Source organism: Paenibacillus sp. FSL R10-2788, assembly GCF_038003885.1.
Lineage (GTDB): Bacteria > Bacillota > Bacilli > Paenibacillales > Paenibacillaceae > Paenibacillus_AQ > Paenibacillus_AQ odorifer.
The window spans coordinates 3,086,709-3,105,541 of sequence record NZ_JBBOQA010000001.1; the positions used below are offsets into that span (position 1 = coordinate 3,086,709).

Sequence of the window (18,833 nt, forward strand, 5' to 3'; positions counted from 1 at the left end):
GCCTATTAGAAGACAGGGGATAGTTTATTGAGCGATTATATTATGGAGTTAAGAAAGCTGGTAGGTACCAGACCGCTTATAATGGCAGGAGCCTGTGTTTTATTGTGCAGCAATCATCAATTATTATTGCAACGTAGAACGGACAACGGGTGCTGGGGTTTGCCAGGTGGTTCAATGGAGCTTGGGGAGACTTTAGAAGAGGTCGCTAAGAGGGAGCTTTTTGAGGAAACAGGCTTAACAGCCAAAGTTCTTGATTTGTTCGACATGTTCTCTGGAAAAGATCTTTATTATAAATACCCGCACGGTGATGAAGTATATAATGTTGTAGCTGCGTATCTATGCACGGACTTTGATGGGGCGCTAAAAGTAGATGGAATTGAGGTGCAAGAATTGCGTTTTTTTAGTTATGAAGAATTGCCAAGCGAGCTGTCTCCTCCAGATGTTCCCGTCATTAAGAGGTTTATGGATCGTTTTGTTTGTAACTGAACCGGCTAACGAAACCACATCTCACTCAAAGCGTCACCTTTCCCTGGGTACATTAATAAGATGAACAATGAAACATGACATCAGCCCGGAAAGGTGTGCGATTATGGACGGAACAATCCTGAATTTCTTTGCTGGCGGCAACACAGCTCACGGCTTCTCTAACCTCTATGAGTCGTCATTGCAAGATTTAACGCGTTTGTTTGTTTTAAAAGGAGGCCCCGGTACGGGGAAAACTAGAATCATTCGAGAAATCGGAGATCTTCTGGCTCAACAAGGTTATGAGATCTGGTTAATTCACGCAGCGTCAGATAATGATTCACTCGACGGAGTGGTTATTCCTGAATTAAAAGTAGGAATTATAGATGGTACTGCTCCACGGGTCATTAAGCCAGAATTGCCTGAAGAGGCCATCGTACATGTGAATTTGGAGCAGGCCGTCGATACGCTCCAGTTAAGCCAGCGTTGTGTTGAGATCGACAGCTTAGTTGATCAGTACACGGAAGAGCATGAACTCGCTTATTCAGGCTTTGCTGAAGCACTCCGCATTCATGACGAGTGGGAAGCGATTTATATTGCGACAATGAATTTCCAAGCCGCTGATGAGCTGACTCAGGAGTATATTCAACTTCTGTATGGTGATCAGAACTTCGAAAAAGTAAGCCGGGTGGATCACCGTTTTTTAGGTGCAGCTACGCCTAAGGGTGCAGTGGATTTTGTACCTAATTTAACCGCAGGACTAAAAAGATATCTTGTAAAAGGTCGCGCGGGATCCGGTAAATCTACACTTTTAAAAAAATTGGCAGCTGAAGGAATAAAACGTGGTGTCAATGTTGAGATTTACCACTGTGGTTTCGATCCGAACAGTCTTGATATGATTATCGTACGCGAGCTTGGGTTTGCTATTTTTGACAGCACAGCTCCGCATGAGTATTTCCCTGACCGTGCCACCGACGAGATTGTTGATATGTATTCACGGTGCATACAGTCAGGTACGGATGAAGCTTTTGCCGAAGCCATCGCAGGTATTAAAGAGCGATATTCCAGCACCATGAAACGATCCATTCAACATCTGACAGATGCCAAAGTATTTTTGGATGAGTTAAAGACAATCTATGCCGCCGCTACAGATTTTGACCATGTAGATCAGATTAAATCCCAAATTCAACAAGAAATCAGCGGGATTGTGGAAAGTCCTCAGGAGGTTTAACCTTCATTAAAGATCGCTCTCTTAGCGGGCGGTCTTTTTTCTATGTCAAGAAATTGGTATGGTACATACGCACCCATGCGGTTATTTCCACAAGAATTGTATCCAAGTATGCTCTCTCTAGGGACAACGATAAGGGAGAGAGAAACTTATGAGTGATCAGAAAGTGATGTTTAGAAAGGGTCTTAAGGATTCTGTAGCTATTGTTGCAGGATTTATTCCTGCTTGTTTTACGTTTGGATTGGTCGGTAAGGGATTAGGCCTAGGGAGTCTGGAAGTGTTCTTATTGTCAGCGCTCGTATTTGCGGGAGCCAGCCAATTTATTGGCGTGAAAATGCTTGCTGCTGGGGCCGCCGCTCCAATGATCCTGCTGCTTACGTTGATCATTAATTTAAGATATTTGTTTATCAGCCTATCTTTTGGGGGTCAGCTTGACCGTACAATCAATCCTCTGGCCAAAGTCTGGATTGGGTTTAGTTTAACAGAAGAAGTGTACGCTGTTAGTATGATCCCCCGCAATCATTCAAAAGAAAATATAACTCTTCCATATTTGCTGGGTCTACAAATTCCTCCGTATATAGCAAATTTACTGGCAACAGCTGCGGGAATATCGCTGGCATCCTACATTCCGGCTATATACTTACCTGCTTTGAACACCTCATTATATGCCTTACTGATAGCACTAATAGTGCCACAACTAAAGGGAAGCATTCGGAATTTGGCCATATGTTTAGCAGCGGCGGGTTCTTCATGGCTCCTACATCCCGTACTTGGAAACTCCTCGATACTTGCAGCTATGTTAATTGGTATGGCAGTAGGCTCCTTATTTCCAGAGCAAGCTGAAGTAGAAAAGGAGGTATCCGTATGACTATTTTGATCATTATCGGGATGGCAATCCTTACATTTTCATTTCGTTTTGTACCTTTGCTGCTGACAAAGCATACGAATGGCTCTTCCAAAGTCCAAGCTTTGTTGGAATATTTGCCTATCGCGGTTCTTAGTGCTCTAACGGTTCCTGGGATATTTCAGGTGGACGCAGATGACAATCTTGTAGGTATCGCTTCGGGTATAGTCGCTGTTATACTGGTATTAATTAGGAAAATCCCGCTGTTACTCGTGATCTTAGGTGCTGTTTCTGCAGCAATAATTGTAAAAATCCTTACTATGAACCATTAAGAAAACCCGGATTAGAAGGGTAGGAAATCTTATGAAGCATGAATTGCTGATTACTCTCGATAAACAAAGACCCATTCCATTAAGCCGTCAAATTTATGAGCAGGTTCGTAATGCTATCCATTCAGGAGCTTTAAGTGGGGGAGATTCGCTACCTCCATCAAGAACTTTGGCCAATCAACTGGAAGTATCCAGAAGTGTAATTCTTCAATCCTACGAGCTACTTCAAGCAGAGGGTTATCTGGAGATGAGAAAAGGGGCAGGTACCTATATAGCGGGGCTGCCGGTGGAGGAGAAAGACCCCCAGGATTCTGATAACCCTTACAATTTTATAACGAAGGGTCCTGATTTCCTTACACTCAATCCTTCTTCTATTATAGAAAACGACTTGAACACAGTATTATGTAATTTTCGGCACGGTGTACCTGCATGGGACGCTTTTCCAATGGATCAGTGGCAAAAAGCATTAATGAATGCCTGTCGTCGTGCATCTCCTGATACTTTGGGTTACGGCCCGGTCGAGGGCTCTTTGGGACTACGCCAAGAGATTGCACGTTTATTACGGTCCACACGTTCGATGCCCGTGGTTCCGGAGCAAATTGTGATTACATCCGGGGCAACGCAGGCATTGGATATATTATCGAGAATTTTTGTTTCAAAAGGTGATGATGTTATTGTTGAAGATCCATCACATAACGTTGTGCGGGAGATTTTTTCGTTCGCTGGAGCGGTGGTTACACCCATCAGGGTTGACCTAGAGGGAATCTGTGTAGATGAGCTCCAAGCAAGCTGTGATCACATCAAAGAAGGTCCTCATAAAAAACCAAAACTAGCTTATGTCACTCCTTCGCATCAGTTTCCTTTCGGGGTGACCCTGTCGATGAAACGAAGAGTGCAGTTACTGGAATGGGCCAAAGCCAATCAAGCTTTTATTATTGAAGATGATTATGACAGTGAATACAGGTACGAGGGTCCGAAGCTATCATCGCTTGCTGGACTAGATGTTGACGGTAGAGTAATTTATGTAGGCAGTTTTAGTAAAGTGTTATTTCCTTCTCTGCGCATAGGTTATGTTGTATTGCCTCCGACTTTGATTCAACCTTTTTTGGCGGTCAAATGGATAACAGATCGTATGTCTTCTGCTTTGGATCAGGAAGCGTTGGCGGAATTTATTCAGAATGGACATTATGCGAGGCATGTTACGCAGATGGGGAAACTTTATGCTGCCCGCAGGGCTTGTCTAGTAAAAAGTTTGGATGCTGAATTTGGCAGTCGTGTCCGCTATTATGGGGAAGAGGCGGGTCTTCATTTATTAATTGAGCTGGAATCTGGTGCCGAAGAGCATCGTATAGCTGAATTGGCGTTACGATATGGAGTTCGGGTCTATCCTGCGTCTTCTTATTTTGTGGGCAGTAAACCTCAAGGTCCTGTCTTTCTACTTGGTTATTCTAATCTCACCGAGAATCAGATTAAGGTGGGTGTGAACCGCTTGATGTTAGCTGAAACGGAAGCGGCAGTTAGTACTAGAACTTAATCGAAAGCGATAGATTATCTAATTCTGGAGGTTTTTATGAAACGGTATATGTTAGGCATTGATCTTGGCGGAACCAATATTAAAGCAGGGATTTACGATACTGATTTTATAGCTGTTAAAGAAAGATCTATACCAACAGAGGCTGCTAAGGGCCCAGCCCATGTGTTGGGACGGATTAGAGAAGCCGTACGTTTAATCACGGATGAAGCGAATATTCCATTAGATTTGGTAGAAGGAATGGGAATCGGAGTGCCAGGATTACTTGATCCGGTAGCGGGAATTTCTTTTTTTTCACCGAATTTTCCGGATTGGGAGCATGTACATGTTGTAGATGAGATGAAAAAATTCTATGACTTTCCTACTTTTATTGATAATGATGTTAGGGTTAATCTTTATGGTGAATGGCAACAAGGTGCAGGAAGAGGGTATAACAATCTGGTTCTGATTACATTGGGAACGGGATTAGGGTCAGGTATCGTGAATGACGGAAAAGTGATCTACGGTACGTCTTATAGCGCTGGTGAAATTGGGCATATGAATATGTACAGGAACGGACGTCCCTGCAAATGTGGAAGCTCCGGTTGTTTAGGGCGATATGTGTCCGCGATTGGCATGGTGAATACTTTTAAAGAGAAGCTGAAAGAAGGACGAACAAGTATTATTCAGACTTGGACTAAGGAACAAGAAGAGCAAATTACCGCGTTAATGATATCTGAAGCTTACGAACTTGGAGACGCTCTCTCTATGGAAGTAATGCAGGAGACTGGAGCTATACTTGGATTTGGATTAGCGAATGTTGTGAATATCCTCAACCCGGATCTTATTATTGTAGGTGGGGGAATGGCAGCGGCGGGAGATAAATTGCTCCAACCCGTAAGAGAGACTGTGCATCAGCATGCGTTGAAGCTATCAAGCATTAAGTGTAAAATTGTTCAAGCAGAGCTTGGGAGTCGGGCAGGAACAATAGGTGCGGCCTCTTATGCGTATAATAAGCTGCAAGATGCAGGAAAATTAAACTTTGCTTAGTGTTATTTGTTTTTTTTACATGAAATGGAACCAGATTGAGCCGCCCGGAATACAACTGTATAAAATCCGTGGAGGTGCTCTTATGTTTGCAATCATGCAATTAATAGGTGGAGTGATTCTTTCTTTGGGATGGATCCCGCAGATTGTTCAAATCCTCAAATCAAAATCCGTAGCCGATTTAAATCTAAAATCGTATTTACTTATGCTGCTCGGGATTAGTCTAATGGAAGCTTATGCGATTAGTTTGGCGGTTACGGGGGTTGGATTAGCTTTTTTGATTACAAATACGATGTCTTTATGTGTTGTATTGCTGGTTATTATTCTAGTGATTAAATATCGAACAAGACAATGAATGAAGCTTATAAATTTAATCTAGATAGTGAATGCAGGAGGTTAATTTGCGCGAAAAAAATTATACATATGAAATCGATGCGGTAACTTTTCAATTGCAGGAAGCTTGTGATTTTGCTTGGTTAACTAAGCTGGGAAAAGTGTTTAAAGTGTTCGATCAGCAAGACTCCGGAAATTTTTCTTTTGGTGTGGAGCAGGATGGAAAGAAGTTTTTTGTGAAATTTGCTGGAGCGAGACCTTTGACTTATGCCGGCAATCCTCAGGATGCTGTTAACCGTTTAATTGAAGCTATTCCGTTATATAACGAACTTAGATCTGATGCACTGATCACGCTACTGTCGCATTATGAGGTTGAGTCAGGGTATGTAGCAGTCTTTGATTGGTTTGCAGGTGAATGTTTACATTCGCATTGGCTATTTGCGGGAGAAGCGAAGCTGAGTCATCCGGAGTCGCCTTTTTTTCGTTATAAGCAATTATCCGTTGAAAAACGTCTGTCTTCATTAGATGTAATCTTTTTGTTTCATGAACATGTTGAGTATCGAGGGTATGTAGCTGTGGATTTTTATGACGGAAGTATTTTATATGATTTTGTAAACGATGGAACTAAAATTTGTGATATTGATTATTATAGACTAAAGCCTACTGTAAATGATCTGGGAGAGAACTTCTGGGGTTCATCCAGATTCAAGTCACCGGAAGAGTTTAGCTTGGATGCGCCGATTGATGAAGTTACGAATGTATTTAATATGGGCGCCACAGCATTTGTTTTATTAGGAGGAGCATCCGATCGATCGTTTGTAAAATGGGAAACCAGTCAAGCCCTCTACGAGGTAGCTTTACGGGCCGTCAGTGCGGTGAGGGAGCAGCGGTATCGGAATGTAGCAGAATTTAAATTGGCTTGGGATGCGGCAAAAAATGTTTGAGGCTGGTGGGAAGGCGAGGGATATAATTGCAGGTAAACTTTTTTGAGTTGGATAAGGAAAAAGAAGTTGTGCTGAAGTACGTTGTTATTATGGTTAAACATGGTGAAGAATGGATCTTAGCGAGACATCAGGACCGTTCGACGTGGGAGTTTGCCGGAGGGCATATAGAGGTTGGCGAAATCCCGGAGCAGGCTGCTGCCAGAGAATTATATGAAGAAACGGGTGCGGAACAATTCTCACTTTTTCCAATAGCTATTTATAGGGTCACTAGTATCGACGCTCCAGAAAATTATGGTAAGTTATATTTTGCAAATGTGGAACAGTTCGCAGAACTTCCTCCTTATGAGATGGCAGAAATCAGAGGATTTACTGAGATACCAAAAGAGCTGACGTATCCCTTGATATACCCAGCTTTGATTTCAAAAGTTCAGGATTTCATTAACCATTCATCTTCAGCTGTAAGATAAGAATGATAGCCCTGCTGTTGTCACATGATATGATTAATAAATAGAACAAGCAGGAGGGATTTCATTGAAAAGAGACATTCAGCATGTACCCTATGGCTATGAGCAACCAGTTGAGCAACGTAAAGGGACTTTAGTGTTTTACGATTCTTTTGAACATATAACAGATCAAGAGCTTGAAGTGGCGGCAAAAACTGCAGCAGACCGGCGTTTCACTAAACTGGTGTTATATCCACTTCATGAGGAAACGGTGCGACGGATGACCAAAGAGCCGGTGAGTGCTTATTATAAGCGAGAGGACCGGCTGCATGAATGGAAAAGAGAGCAAGGACGTAGCTTTATCACGGTAGAGAGTTTGGAAGGGAAGCGAAAAAAGTATACTCCGCTTGATTCTGCGCTGCGGCATCTTTTGGAGATCTATCCTTCGCCGATTTTTCTGTATTTAACGCCTGAGGTGGCGAATCAGTTTGCGTCTTATTCTTCTTTTGAAGAGTGGATTGTAAAGATTCGGTTATTGTTGCCAGCTGCACCTTCATCACTGCATCCACGGTTACTAAAATTTCGCCATCGCTGGGATGTTGTTGGAGAAGAGAAAGATTAAGAATTAACAAATTTAATTTGTGCTGCTTTGTTTACGTCTGTAATTGTACATTCTCCATTGATAATGGATAAAACATCCGATACAAAAACCAAAAATCGCCACAGTGGCAGCCACTGCAACGAGCGCTGTGAAAATGTAAGCTGCGATCGTCCAGCCAACGATGAAGCTGATCAGACCCCCTGCGAGGCAGAAGACAGCTATGCTTTGATTAAACTGTTGTTGTGACCAGTCTTCGAGTACATAGTGGGAACGCTCTTTTGTCAGAAACCTGGCAGCTAGCTTAATGATGGGATTATAACCGAACAAAAGACCGAGCAATCCGGCAAACAAGGGCAGCGCTAGTATCCAGTGTTGTCCTGTTAGCCATGTTAATATTACAGAAATGACGATAAACGCCTGATTAGTTTTTACTAATGGCCGGGCGATTCCTTTGGGCACGTTTTGCATTTTATTCACACCTTTCTCATTGGAATAATTATAGTATACGCTGGGATTGTGGGAATGGGAAGTAGATAATTTCGTGCGAGAGTGGATTAGTGAGGGATGGAGAAGGTATGGAGATGGCTGGAAGCGGATGGGGAAGATGGGGCGGATGGAGGTAGGTGGAGCAGATGGAGCGAATGGGGGCAGATGGAGCTGATGGAGCTGATGGAGCAGATGGGCTGGATGGAGCAGATGGAGCAGATGGAGCAGATGGGCTGGATGGAGGCAGGTGGTAATTTATTGAGAAAATACAGATGGACATTAATAGCATCCCACCCACCTAGCATGTTACGTCCTCATCTCCTCTCGACAGCACATTGGGCCTTCTCTCCTTTACCGCATCTGGTTCACTCCATTTCCTTCAGTCCAACTGATCCACTCCATCTCCTTCACTCCATAGGACTCCAGAGTCCTTATTTGCTCGAAAAGTAACCTTCTGAATGATTAACGGACCCCAATGCAGCTATGAGCACAAAAAGGAATGAAAACAGCCCGGTTTGAGTGGAATAGCGACGGTGAGGTCCGAAAATGTGTCCAAAAGCCTGATTTAGCGCAAATAGCTGCATCTGAGTCCGATAGAAATGTTAGCTTGAGAGCAAAGTGTAGTACATGGAAAACAAAAGTGTGGGAGTAAGTGCGAAGCAAGGGAGTACACGGACAAATGCACGCGCGGAAATAGTGTGGGACAAGTGTAAGAACTAACGAAGCTAATAGCTCGATGGGAAGTAAATGTGATGTAGAAGGATGCTCGAAGTTAGGAGCGATCGGACCCCAGAGTCCTTATTTGCTCGAAAAGTAACCTTTTGAAAGATTAACGGACCCCAATGCAACTATGAGCACAAAAAGGGAGGAAATCAGCTCCCTATGAGCGGAATAGCGTCGCTCAGGTCCGAAAATGTGTCCAAAAGCCCGTTTTATCACAAATAGCTGCATCTGAGTCCGATAGGGAGGATGGAGCTAAACCAAACCAACCTCCACGATCTTCCACCAAAATTACTTTGAATTTAAGTAATTTATGTGTTGACATATCTCTTTAAAATATGGTTTTATTATGTAGACCAATTGTTATAATGCAAAGGAAGTGTCAGCTTGTCGAACAAGCCGAATACGCGTGAGGCGATTTTGGACACAGCTTCAAAATTGTTTTTTTCTCAGGGATATCATGCAACAGGACTGAATCAGATTATTAAAGACAGCGACTCGCCGAAGGGATCTCTTTATTACTACTTTCCCCACGGCAAAGAAGAACTGGCTTTAACATGTATTAACCGGACTAGTGAAGTTGTCGCTCAGAAGCTTAGACATCATATGGAGAACAGCAAGAGTGCGTCTGAGGCAATGGAGGATTTCATTCTAGGAATGGCTAAAGATGCAGTGGAATCCTCATACGAGGGGATAGTTCCGTTTAGTTTTTGGTTGGCGGCGGAAACATCCTGTATTAGTGAAGAGCTGCGGACAGCATGTAAATCTGTGTTTATGGACTTGCAGGATGTGATCAAGAAACGTCTTTTGGATGAAGGCGTAGAGAACAAGCCCGCGGCCGATAAGGCTTCAGTGGTAATCTCTTTATTTGAAGGGGCGCTTCTCCAGACGCTGACTTTTCGGGATGAACAACCGCTTCTCGCGGCGGCAAAGATTATCCCAGCAATACTTGGTTAGATACAGACAAATAGACAAGATTATCAGGAGGATTAAGGGTGGAAGCAACTATGCAAGGGAATCAACAAAAAGAGGTCAAGAAGTTTAAGACTATTCCGATTCTTGTCTCTTTATTACTAGCAGGTTTTATCGGAATGTTCAGTGAAACGGCATTAAATGTTGCTTTAAGCGATCTAATGAATGTCTTACAAATTACCCCAGCAACAGCACAATGGTTGACAACAGCTTATCTGCTTACACTGGGTATATTAGTACCAATTTCGGGGATGCTGCTTCAATGGTTCTCGACGAGACAGCTGTTTATAGCGGCTTTATGTTTTTCAATCCTAGGAACATTCCTAGCAGCAGTCTCACCTAACTTTGAGTTCTTACTTACAGCAAGAGTGGTTCAAGCTATGGGAACAGCTCTTCTGTTGCCACTGATGTTTAATACAATCCTTATCATCATTGCTCCTGAAAAACGGGGGGCTGCAATGGGGATGATCGGACTGGTTATCATGGTTGCTCCGGCGATTGGACCTACCATTGCTGGACTTCTAATTGAAAGCCTCAGCTGGCACTGGATTTTCTGGTTGTCATTGCCATTCTTAGTGATTGCATTGATATTTGGGATTCTGTTCATGCAGAATGTAACAAAGGTGACGAAACCGAAAATTGATATCCTCTCCATTGTGTTATCTTCACTCGGGTTTGGCGGTATCGTGTTTGGTTTCAGCAGCGCGGGTGAAGAAGCGGGCTGGGGAAGTCCGAAAGTGATCATTGCGATCATCGTAGGTGTAGTAGCATTGTTATTGTTTGGACTTCGTCAAATGAAGATGAAGGAGCCAATGATTAATCTGCGTGCTTTTAAATATCCAATGTTCGCTATTGGTGTAGCTATGGTATTTATCTGTATGATGGTTATTCTGTCCTCCATGCTGATTCTTCCGATGTACCTTCAACAAGGACAAGGTTATACAGCTTTCAAAGCGGGTCTATTGCTGCTTCCAGGCGGAATTATAAACGGATTGATGTCCCCAATTATGGGTCGTATGTTTGATAAATACGGTCCGAAATGGCTCGTTATTCCAGGTCTGATTATTGCAGCGGTAGCCTTGTGGTTCTTCTCCAGTATTAGTGTAGCTTCTACGGTTGTGTTCGTAATCGTACTTCACAGTACGCTTATGATTGGTATTTCGATGGTATTTATGCCGGCACAAACAAATGGTATTAACCAGTTACCACTAGAGCTATATCCAGATGGTACAGCTATCATGAATACACTGCAGCAGGTTGCTGGTGCAATTGGTACTGCATTAGCAGTCAGCATTATGTCCGCGGGTTCAAAAAGCTATATGAAAACTGTAGAGAACCCAGCAGATCCAGCTAATATGTTACCTGCGTTTACGAACGGTGTACAAAATGCTTTTATTTTCGGAATGAGTATGGCGATTGTAGGACTAATTCTTGCTTTCTTCATAAAAAGAGTAGTTGTTAATCATAAAATGAATACTCCAATGCATTAATAATTAGAGGAATTCGATTAAAAGGAGTGCTAACTGGCAACAGTTCTAGCACTCCTTTTTTGTCGTCAATCATTGTGTCCATTCCATCATATATACTCGTTTTAATTCCACGTTAAGGATCACGATACAGTAGCTATCATCATCTTTTTCTTATAGTAATATAATCCACTTTCTTCGAGTTCTATAAGGTTCGCCCAAAATAATTTTTCGTATTTGGCTTTTTCATTTGGATAAATGGCCATCACGGAATCTTTGAAGCTTGATATTCTCTCTTTTAAGGGGTCAATGGATTCAACATTGAGGGGATGCCAAAATGCTGCGTCTTTGATTTCTATGAATTGCTTTTCGTTGTAATTTAATACGTAATAGCTTTCGCCATCCCCATGGAAACTGGGTGGACTTTCAAATATCACTTTTGACTCTGTAGGTTTAGAGATCGCTATTCCCCAATTTATCTTCCACGCCTCATAATAGGTCAAAGAATTGTTATGGAGCATATATCCAACGAAAATAACTTTGAAAAGAACGAAAAACTCCAGATGGCTATTGTTGTTTTTTGCATGGTAGATCTCCTCAAAATGTCGCTTGTATTACCATTATTATACATGGGAGAGTGGGGAATAGGGATGGAATAAGGGGGGGGGAATAAGAGGAACTTTACATACATAGATTTACGATGTATAGTTGTCCTAGGTATAAAAGGATAAATAATATTCATGTATACAGATATTAGTCATTGGACGAAGAAGCAAATCAACGGTATAAATCCCGTAGAATGAGCCGAATCCGGACGGAGGAAGCAAATCAACGGTATAAATCCCGTAGAATGAGCCGAATCCGGACCGAGGAAGCAAATCAACGGTATAAATCCCGTAGATTAAGTCCACGCCGGCCCGGGGGTGCAAATCAACGGTATAAATCCCGTAGAATGAGCCGAATCCGGACCGAGGAGGCAAATCAACGGTATAAATCCCGTAGATTAAGCCCACGCCGGCCCGGGGGTGCAAATCAACGGTATAAATCCCGTAGAATGAGCCGAATCCGGACCGAGGAAGCAAATCAACGGTATAAATCCCGTAGATTAAGCCCACGCCGGCCCGGGGGTGCAAATCAACGGTATAAATCCCGTAGATTAAGCCCACGCCGGCCCAGGGGTGCAAATCAACGGTATAAATCCCGTAGATTAAGCCCACGCCGGCCCGGGGGTGCAAATCAACGGTATAAATCCCGTAGAATGAGCCGAATCCGGTCCAAGGATGCAGATCAACTACTATGATGAGTGAAATTTGTTTAGTGGATCAGATACATCCACGCCAATTGTAAAGTTTAGAATTTAGGAGGTGTTAGCCGTTGAAAGTAAGTAAAGAGATGCTGAAGGGCAGTACGGGTACGTTGATTCTGACTCTTTTACTGGAGAAGCCATTATATGGTTATGAGTTAATCAAAGCACTGGAGCTGAGATCTCAGGGTGTTTTTTCATTAAAAGAAGGAACCTTGTATCCGATTCTGCATGCGATGGAAAGTGAGCGCTGGGTGGAGGCTTACTGGATGGAGGTAGAAGGAAGGAAGCGTAAGTACTATAGAATCCTGGATGAAGGTAAAGAGAAACTCAAGGAGAAAAAAGCAGAATGGGTTATGTTCAAAGGTGCAGTTGACTCCGTTCTGGGAGAGGGTGGTGTATGATGAAAGAGAGGCAGCAGCAATTTTTGGATGTAGTGTGTGCAGAGATTAAAGCGAAAAAAACTCACCCAGAGATACGTCAAGAATTAGCTAGTCATCTAGAAGATTTAATTTGTGAAAAAGAAGCCGACGGTGTATCACGGGAAGAAGCCATAGCTTGGGCGATCGAACAAATGGGGAGCCCGCAAACGTTAGGGAAGGAACTTCATCTAATACATAAACCACATGTACCTTGGGGATTGTTTGGAGTTGTAGCTTTGTTATCCGCGATCAGTCTGATCGGAATGAGTTCTGTGGATGTAGGCTACAGTGATATCGTTAAGGGTTCTTTTTTGGATAATGCGTTTAGACGCCAAGCGATAAATATACTCATTGGAATTGTATTGATGTTTGGATTGTATTTTATCGATTTCAGAAAGCTGAAAAGTTTCTCGTGGGTATTATACGGAACATCAATAGCCGGAATTCTGTCGAGTATATTCTGGGGGATAACAATAAATGGAGTGAATTATGGTCCTAGGATTTTTTTGATCTTACCTGATATGACATCCTATCGTCCTTATGTATTGATAGTCGCGTTAGCAGGGATTTTAGTGAATCGTAAGGAATCGGCTAAAAAGAAAACTTGGCGGAGTGGTTTGTTCAACATAAGCATTCTGTTAGCACCTGCCTTGCTTCTTATCTCTTTAAACTCTCTTCCAGAGCTTGTGGTGTATCTAATTTCTTCATTAGTATTATATGTATGGATTACTCGCGATTGGATTAAGAGTGTAGTATTATTAGGATTCTTTGTAATAGTTGGACTAATGTTCATCTTCAATAGCGACTACCTGATGGTCAGAATCATTAGTGCTATAAATCCCTCTTTAGATCCAGACGGTTATGGCTATATATACCAAGTAATGCGTGAAGTTATTAGTTCAGCGGGTTGGTGGGGGCACGGATTCGGAGCAGTAGAACAAAAGCTGCCGTATGTCTACTCAGATATGTTGCCTGTCTATCTTATTCATTGTTTTGGTTGGGCGGGGGCACTGCTTTTGCTGGCAGTTATCTCCTGGTTCTTCATCAAGCTTCTATCTACGATACGAGCGATTCGTGAGACCTATGGACAAGCTCTAGTGTTGGGTTTGGCATTTTTGCTAGCGATAAGACTAACCTATGGTCTTGCTATTTTGAGCGGTGGAATGATGCTGACTTCTATCCCGTTCCCTTTCCTGAGCTATGGGAGTCATGTGTGGTTTGAATATGCGGCTATTGGACTTCTGATGGGTATTTATCGTAGGAAGGACATTGGAGGCGTCCAGAATAATACTGTACTAAGTTAGATTCAGGATCCTCTCGTATGTCTAATTATTAAGTATGAATACTTAAGGGAGGTCTTTTAATGGGATGGAAAAAAACAGGCTTGTTAAGTGTTGCCTTTGCCCTAGGCTCTATGGGAGGGTTTGGGAGTATACATACAACAGATACTGTAGCTGCCGCAACTGTGAAAGAATCTGCAAAAGTCTATAATCAATTCCAGCAATATGTACAGAAGCCGGCATCTCTGGCTAACGCACGGAATTATTTGATTAACCATATCAAAGAAGTGGATACCTGGACAGCAACTCAGATGACACTCCAGCTCGAAAATGCACAGAAGGCATATTTACCTGTGTACTCTGAGAAGGTTTTTCCGGAGAATGTTCAGAAAGAGATAAATAATGCTTTATCCAAAAGCAAAAATCTAACCTACAGCACACTCCTTAATTCGATCAAAGATGCCAATGTACGCAATATGTTAATTGAAGGACGGGATAAGGGATATAAGCTGCAGACTAGTGAGGGCATGTACTATCCAGTGATGCATTATGAGGGCTTCAAAAGCTTTAAGCCGTATGTCACGAAGGACATCGCAGCTTACATTGACATCATGGCCACTGAATCGAATCAACCAAGTGTATTTGATGCAGCTATTGTGATTAGTTGGACAGAGTTAACGAACAGGGCGCTAGCACTGGAGGATTTTGTGACGAAATATCCAGCTTCCAATCGGTCAACCGTTCTTCAAAAAGAGCTGCTTAATGCAACTTCACGCTTATTATATGGGTCAAGCAACACACCAGCTTATGACTATGATGAGCAAATAATCAAACCTGAAGTGAAAAAGGCGTATGAGAATGCATTAAAAGGAAACAAAGGCGACACCAGAATCCTAATGATTTTAGAAAAATTACTGCAGTTACTTGATTCCACGAATAATAAACTCACACCTGAAGTGGAAAAATTTCTGAATCAAACGGTTAATTCGAAATGAAGAGGCGGGATCTATTGAGAACCGGATTTAGAGGAACAAAAATCATAGTTTTCGCATTTGTGCTGTTGTTATGGACAAACACTATTGTTATGGGCAGCGCAGATGCAGCTTACGTTGGATCATCTACAGACAATGTACTGCAGCAAATGCAGCTGGAGAAGAAACACCGTCTGCCGCAAGGATTTGTCTATTTGGATGAAGTGATTCCTACTGCCCATTTTGAAATTCGTTATTACGGAGACAATAATTTTGTAGGGGAGCGGATTGATGGATATAAAGCGCCTTTAGCGATCTTTTCAAGGACTGCGGCTACAGCCTTGAAGGCAGTAAGTGAGGATTTAGCCAAAAAAGGATATATCCTAAAAATCTATGATGCTTATCGTCCGCAGACCGCGGTGAATCATTTTGTAAGATGGTCACAGAATTCCGCGGATACTAAGATGAAGCAGCAATATTACCCGCTACTGGATAAACGTAATTTATTCAAACTCGGATTTATAGCGAAAAAATCAGGACATTCCCGTGGCAGTACCATCGATTTAACGATCGTCAATAAAGAGACCGGTGTAGATGTAGATATGGGCAGCCCGTTTGATTTTTTCGGAGATATCTCTTTTTATGATACATCGTTAATCACCAAGACTCAGAAAGCAAATCGCGCAATTCTCAAAGAGGTTATGGTGAAGCAAGGCTTTAAACCTTATAGTAAGGAATGGTGGCATTTTACGCTGATAAAAGAACCTTTTCCTAAGCAGTATTTTGACTTCAAAGTGGAATAGTTATTTAAAAGAAGCGGCCCAACATAATGTTGAACGGCTTCTTTTTTTTGCTTGTCTTGATTATCATTAGGATTAGCACATGCTGGAAACGCACATAATATTTGTAATAACTAAAAGGGAGGTTTCGAACGGATGATCAAAATGGCAGCGGTTGTTGTGTTAGGTGTTCTATTTTTAACTAATGGATTTGGTGGATTTGCCGCTCCAACAGTATGGGCAGACTCCGGCCAGGTTAGCGTAATTTTGAATGGGAAAGTACTGGATACTGATCCCCATTCAGCCTTCAACAAGGGTTCCACAGTCATGATTCCGCTCAGAGAGGCTTCTAATGCATTGAAATATAAAACAACATATCAAAAAAGTTCGGAAACTATAACACTAACAAGGATAAATGAAATAATTAAATGGAAGCTTAACGAACATTTGGTTAGCATCAATGATGCACAAGAGTTGTTTTTTAAAGATGATATCGAATTCAGAGAGGATCATATCTACGTTCCAATCTCTTTTTTTAAGACTATTGGTTTAGTAACCATATATGATGGTGATTCCAATCAAGTTGAAGTGTATACCCCTGAAGTGACAGCGAGCGTTATAGCGGGGTTACTGGTCGGCGGTAAATATAATGAATTATCGGAGCGATATCATTATGATGTGGTCGTAAATAAGCCGAGCTCAAATGGATTACTGGAAGACTGGAAGCAAATTACGGTAAAAGCCGGGAATTATCATGGGATTAAATCTACAAAAAGTAGCTATAACGAGGATCAATTTTCTATTCGCTGTGTATTGGATTTTGCAGAGATAGAGATTCCACTTGAAATTATATTGAACACATCGGGCAAAATTATAGAATTAAGAGAAACGCTCTAATCGGAAAATGATTCCATGATGACTATGCACATTTCCCAAGCGAGAAGATTTAAGGGGATTATGCATAGTCTTTTTGCTGTTCTAATATACATTTCAAGATAATTTCTGAAGGGTATCGTAAACTCGATGTGTTTTTAATGGAAAAAATGGTTTTATTTGTTGACTTCCAGATTCATCGAATGTAAATTAAAATTTGAAATAATCAATAAAGCATTTAATTAAATTAGAGAAATGAGTGGAGTACTGGATGACAAAAACTATGACTGGAATGAGTACTGCAGAAGATCAACCCTTTTCGTTAAAAGCAATCATCCCCCCGCTTCTTGCTATTATTGTCGGTATGATTATGGTTATTCTGGATGGTACTGTTGTGAATGTGGCCGTTCCCAAGCTGGTTGATTATTTTGCTTCCGATCTCAAAACGATTCAGTGGGCGATTACGGGTTATACTTTAGCTTTAGCGGCTGTAATCCCACTCGCGGGCTGGATGACCGATCGTTTTGGATCGAAACAAGTTTTTCTGACAACTCTTACGATGTTTATTCTTGGCTCTATGTTATGTTCGGTTGCACAAAGCTCATCTCAGCTCATTATTTTTCGAGTCATTCAAGGTCTTGGCGGGGGGATGGTTGCTCCCATTGGGATGGCGATGGTTTTTAAATTAGCTCCAGTAGAACGTCGAGGTTCTATTATGGGGATGCTTGGTATTCCAATGCTCTTAGCTCCGGCACTCGGTCCAGTCTTATCCGGTTGGCTGGTGGAGTACGTAAGCTGGCACTGGATCTTTCTGATTAATGTCCCTATTGGAATCGTTGGCATTATTCTTGGTGTTAAATATTTGCCGAAGTCTGAAAAAAAGAGCAAAGGTAGACTCGATATCCTAGGCATTATCCTTGCCCCAATTGCCTTCTCTATGTTGGCTTATGGGGTGAATGAAGGCGGTGGAACAAGCTGGTCGTCTACTCCCGCTATTGTTGGCTTATCTGTTGGAGGGGTTGCATTGATCCTTCTTGTCATTGTGGAGCTGCTTCACAAAAATCCGCTTTTACAACTGCGAGTTTTCCGTTCGTCGGATTTCACTCGGGGTATTATTTTAACTTGGGTTATGCAAGCCGCTTTGTTTGGGTCCATGTTATTTGTGCCCCTTTATCTGCAGCAGATTAGAAGCTATACCCCGCTGGAGACCGGCCTGATTCTACTTCCGCAGGCTTTAGCTTCAGCAATCGGAATGCCGATTGGCGGCAGGTTGTTTGATAAGATCGGGGCTCGTCCGCTGGCGTTTGTTGGACTTAGTATCATTACGGTCACCTTGTTCCTGTTATCCGGAATTAGTGTTACAACAAATTTATCGTTAATTATGACATACCTGGGTTTCTTAGGTTTTGGTATGGGTCTAACGATGATGCCTTTGAATACTCATGTCTTGAATGCTGCTCCACGTGAATGGGTGGGAAGTGTAACTTCACTTACTGCTGCTGCTCAACAAGTCGTTGTTTCATTTGCTATAGCTGGAATGACAGGTTACCTGACTAGTCAGATCGCTGTTCATATGGGAGCACTGAAAGCGGGAAGTAATCCTTTGACAGCCGCAGTTAGTGGTTTTGATGATGTGTTCTTCCTGTCTGGCTGCATAGGTGTGGTAGGTATATTAATGAGTATTATTTTGCGCAAGCCTAAGCTTTCCGCTGGCGATCCTTCCTCTGGAGAGGGACAGAAGGCAGATGCGGCGATGATGATGGGGCATTAATTGAACCAATAAACATAGAAAAGGCGTCGTTCAGCTTGTATAGTTGAAC

General features: G+C 42.3%; 22 protein-coding genes. 19 read left to right on the forward strand and 3 right to left on the reverse strand.

Features of this window, described 5'->3' with window-relative positions; all coding sequences use genetic code 11:
- Nucleotides 1–42 precede the first annotated feature (42 nt).
- The 10 genes from NSQ50_RS13670 to NSQ50_RS13715 all read left to right on the forward strand — a co-directional run bounded on the left by NSQ50_RS13670 (nt 43) and on the right by NSQ50_RS13715 (nt 7,762).
- Nucleotides 43–486, forward strand: coding sequence for an NUDIX hydrolase (locus NSQ50_RS13670; RefSeq protein WP_038574424.1), 444 nt, complete (start codon nt 43–45; stop codon nt 484–486).
- 103 nt (nt 487–589) lie between these two features.
- A complete protein-coding gene (locus NSQ50_RS13675) occupies nt 590–1,693 on the forward strand; it encodes a PRK06851 family protein (protein WP_076100927.1) in 1,104 nt (367 codons plus the stop codon).
- 148 nt (nt 1,694–1,841) lie between these two features.
- Nucleotides 1,842–2,558 carry an AzlC family ABC transporter permease gene (locus tag NSQ50_RS13680; protein ID WP_038570649.1) on the forward strand — a complete coding sequence of 239 codons (717 nt, stop codon included), beginning with the start codon at nt 1,842–1,844 and terminating at the stop codon, nt 2,556–2,558.
- Nucleotides 2,555–2,866, forward strand: coding sequence for an AzlD domain-containing protein (locus tag NSQ50_RS13685; protein WP_038570653.1), 312 nt, complete (start codon nt 2,555–2,557; stop codon nt 2,864–2,866). The genes NSQ50_RS13680 and NSQ50_RS13685 overlap by 4 nt, the downstream gene beginning before the upstream one ends.
- Nucleotides 2,867–2,897: 31 nt before the next feature.
- Entirely contained in the window at nt 2,898–4,397 is a 1,500-nt protein-coding gene (pdxR, locus tag NSQ50_RS13690) for a MocR-like pyridoxine biosynthesis transcription factor PdxR (protein WP_076224177.1), read from the forward strand.
- Nucleotides 4,398–4,433: 36 nt separating this feature from the next.
- Nucleotides 4,434–5,423 (forward strand): ROK family protein, encoded by a 990-nt coding sequence (locus NSQ50_RS13695; RefSeq protein WP_076224179.1) that lies wholly within the window; start codon nt 4,434–4,436, stop codon nt 5,421–5,423.
- Nucleotides 5,424–5,505: 82 nt separating this feature from the next.
- Complete coding sequence (locus tag NSQ50_RS13700) at nt 5,506–5,775, forward strand: PQ-loop domain-containing transporter (RefSeq protein WP_036686720.1); 270 nt, start codon at nt 5,506–5,508, stop codon at nt 5,773–5,775.
- Between the two features lie 46 nt (nt 5,776–5,821).
- Nucleotides 5,822–6,697, forward strand: a complete 876-nt coding sequence (locus tag NSQ50_RS13705; protein ID WP_370510585.1) for a serine/threonine protein kinase — start codon at nt 5,822–5,824, stop codon at nt 6,695–6,697.
- Between the two features lie 47 nt (nt 6,698–6,744).
- Nucleotides 6,745–7,164, forward strand: a complete 420-nt coding sequence (locus NSQ50_RS13710; RefSeq protein ID WP_143758684.1) for an NUDIX hydrolase — start codon at nt 6,745–6,747, stop codon at nt 7,162–7,164.
- Between the two features lie 64 nt (nt 7,165–7,228).
- Complete coding sequence (locus NSQ50_RS13715; RefSeq protein ID WP_038570668.1) at nt 7,229–7,762, forward strand: hypothetical protein; 534 nt, start codon at nt 7,229–7,231, stop codon at nt 7,760–7,762.
- A gap of 12 nt (nt 7,763–7,774) precedes the next feature.
- Here NSQ50_RS13715 and NSQ50_RS13720 read toward each other — a convergent pair whose 3' ends face one another.
- Complete coding sequence (locus tag NSQ50_RS13720) at nt 7,775–8,209, reverse strand: DUF4395 domain-containing protein (RefSeq protein WP_038570671.1); 435 nt, start codon at nt 8,207–8,209, stop codon at nt 7,775–7,777.
- Between the two features lie 96 nt (nt 8,210–8,305).
- On the opposite strand from NSQ50_RS13720, the gene NSQ50_RS13725 reads away from it, so the two are divergent.
- The 3 genes from NSQ50_RS13725 (at nt 8,306) to NSQ50_RS13735 (ending at nt 11,409) form a co-directional block, all read left to right on the forward strand.
- The gene (locus tag NSQ50_RS13725) at nt 8,306–8,677 is read left to right on the forward strand and encodes a hypothetical protein (RefSeq protein WP_179087759.1); all 372 of its coding nucleotides are present in this window, start codon (nt 8,306–8,308) and stop codon (nt 8,675–8,677) included.
- A 657-nt stretch (nt 8,678–9,334) separates the two neighbouring features.
- Complete coding sequence (locus tag NSQ50_RS13730) at nt 9,335–9,904, forward strand: TetR/AcrR family transcriptional regulator (RefSeq protein ID WP_076100919.1); 570 nt, start codon at nt 9,335–9,337, stop codon at nt 9,902–9,904.
- Nucleotides 9,905–9,954: 50 nt separating this feature from the next.
- A complete protein-coding gene (locus tag NSQ50_RS13735; protein WP_036685000.1) occupies nt 9,955–11,409 on the forward strand; it encodes a DHA2 family efflux MFS transporter permease subunit in 1,455 nt (484 codons plus the stop codon).
- Between the two features lie 119 nt (nt 11,410–11,528).
- Here the strand turns inward: NSQ50_RS13735 and NSQ50_RS13740 are convergent, their stop codons facing one another.
- Nucleotides 11,529–11,888, reverse strand: a complete 360-nt coding sequence (locus tag NSQ50_RS13740; RefSeq protein WP_141118520.1) for a hypothetical protein — start codon at nt 11,886–11,888, stop codon at nt 11,529–11,531.
- A gap of 210 nt (nt 11,889–12,098) precedes the next feature.
- A complete protein-coding gene (locus NSQ50_RS13745) occupies nt 12,099–12,602 on the reverse strand; it encodes a hypothetical protein (protein WP_340949579.1) in 504 nt (167 codons plus the stop codon).
- Nucleotides 12,603–12,759: 157 nt separating this feature from the next.
- Here NSQ50_RS13745 and NSQ50_RS13750 point away from each other — a divergent pair, with 157 nt between their 5' ends.
- The 6 genes from NSQ50_RS13750 (at nt 12,760) to NSQ50_RS13775 (ending at nt 18,784) form a co-directional block, all read left to right on the forward strand.
- Nucleotides 12,760–13,092, forward strand: coding sequence for a PadR family transcriptional regulator (locus NSQ50_RS13750; protein WP_076141697.1), 333 nt, complete (start codon nt 12,760–12,762; stop codon nt 13,090–13,092).
- Complete coding sequence (locus NSQ50_RS13755) at nt 13,089–14,414, forward strand: FtsW/RodA/SpoVE family cell cycle protein (RefSeq protein WP_076222663.1); 1,326 nt, start codon at nt 13,089–13,091, stop codon at nt 14,412–14,414. The genes NSQ50_RS13750 and NSQ50_RS13755 overlap by 4 nt, the downstream gene beginning before the upstream one ends.
- Nucleotides 14,415–14,473: 59 nt before the next feature.
- The gene (locus NSQ50_RS13760) at nt 14,474–15,385 is read left to right on the forward strand and encodes a hypothetical protein (RefSeq protein ID WP_076222661.1); all 912 of its coding nucleotides are present in this window, start codon (nt 14,474–14,476) and stop codon (nt 15,383–15,385) included.
- Between the two features lie 14 nt (nt 15,386–15,399).
- Nucleotides 15,400–16,164: a M15 family metallopeptidase gene (locus NSQ50_RS13765; protein WP_200870206.1), complete on the forward strand. Its 765-nt coding sequence runs from the start codon at nt 15,400–15,402 to the stop codon at nt 16,162–16,164.
- Nucleotides 16,165–16,296: 132 nt separating this feature from the next.
- A complete protein-coding gene (locus NSQ50_RS13770) occupies nt 16,297–17,037 on the forward strand; it encodes a copper amine oxidase N-terminal domain-containing protein (RefSeq protein ID WP_036678314.1) in 741 nt (246 codons plus the stop codon).
- 247 nt (nt 17,038–17,284) lie between these two features.
- Nucleotides 17,285–18,784 (forward strand): MDR family MFS transporter, encoded by a 1,500-nt coding sequence (locus tag NSQ50_RS13775; RefSeq protein ID WP_081386838.1) that lies wholly within the window; start codon nt 17,285–17,287, stop codon nt 18,782–18,784.
- Nucleotides 18,785–18,833: the final 49 nt, after the last annotated feature.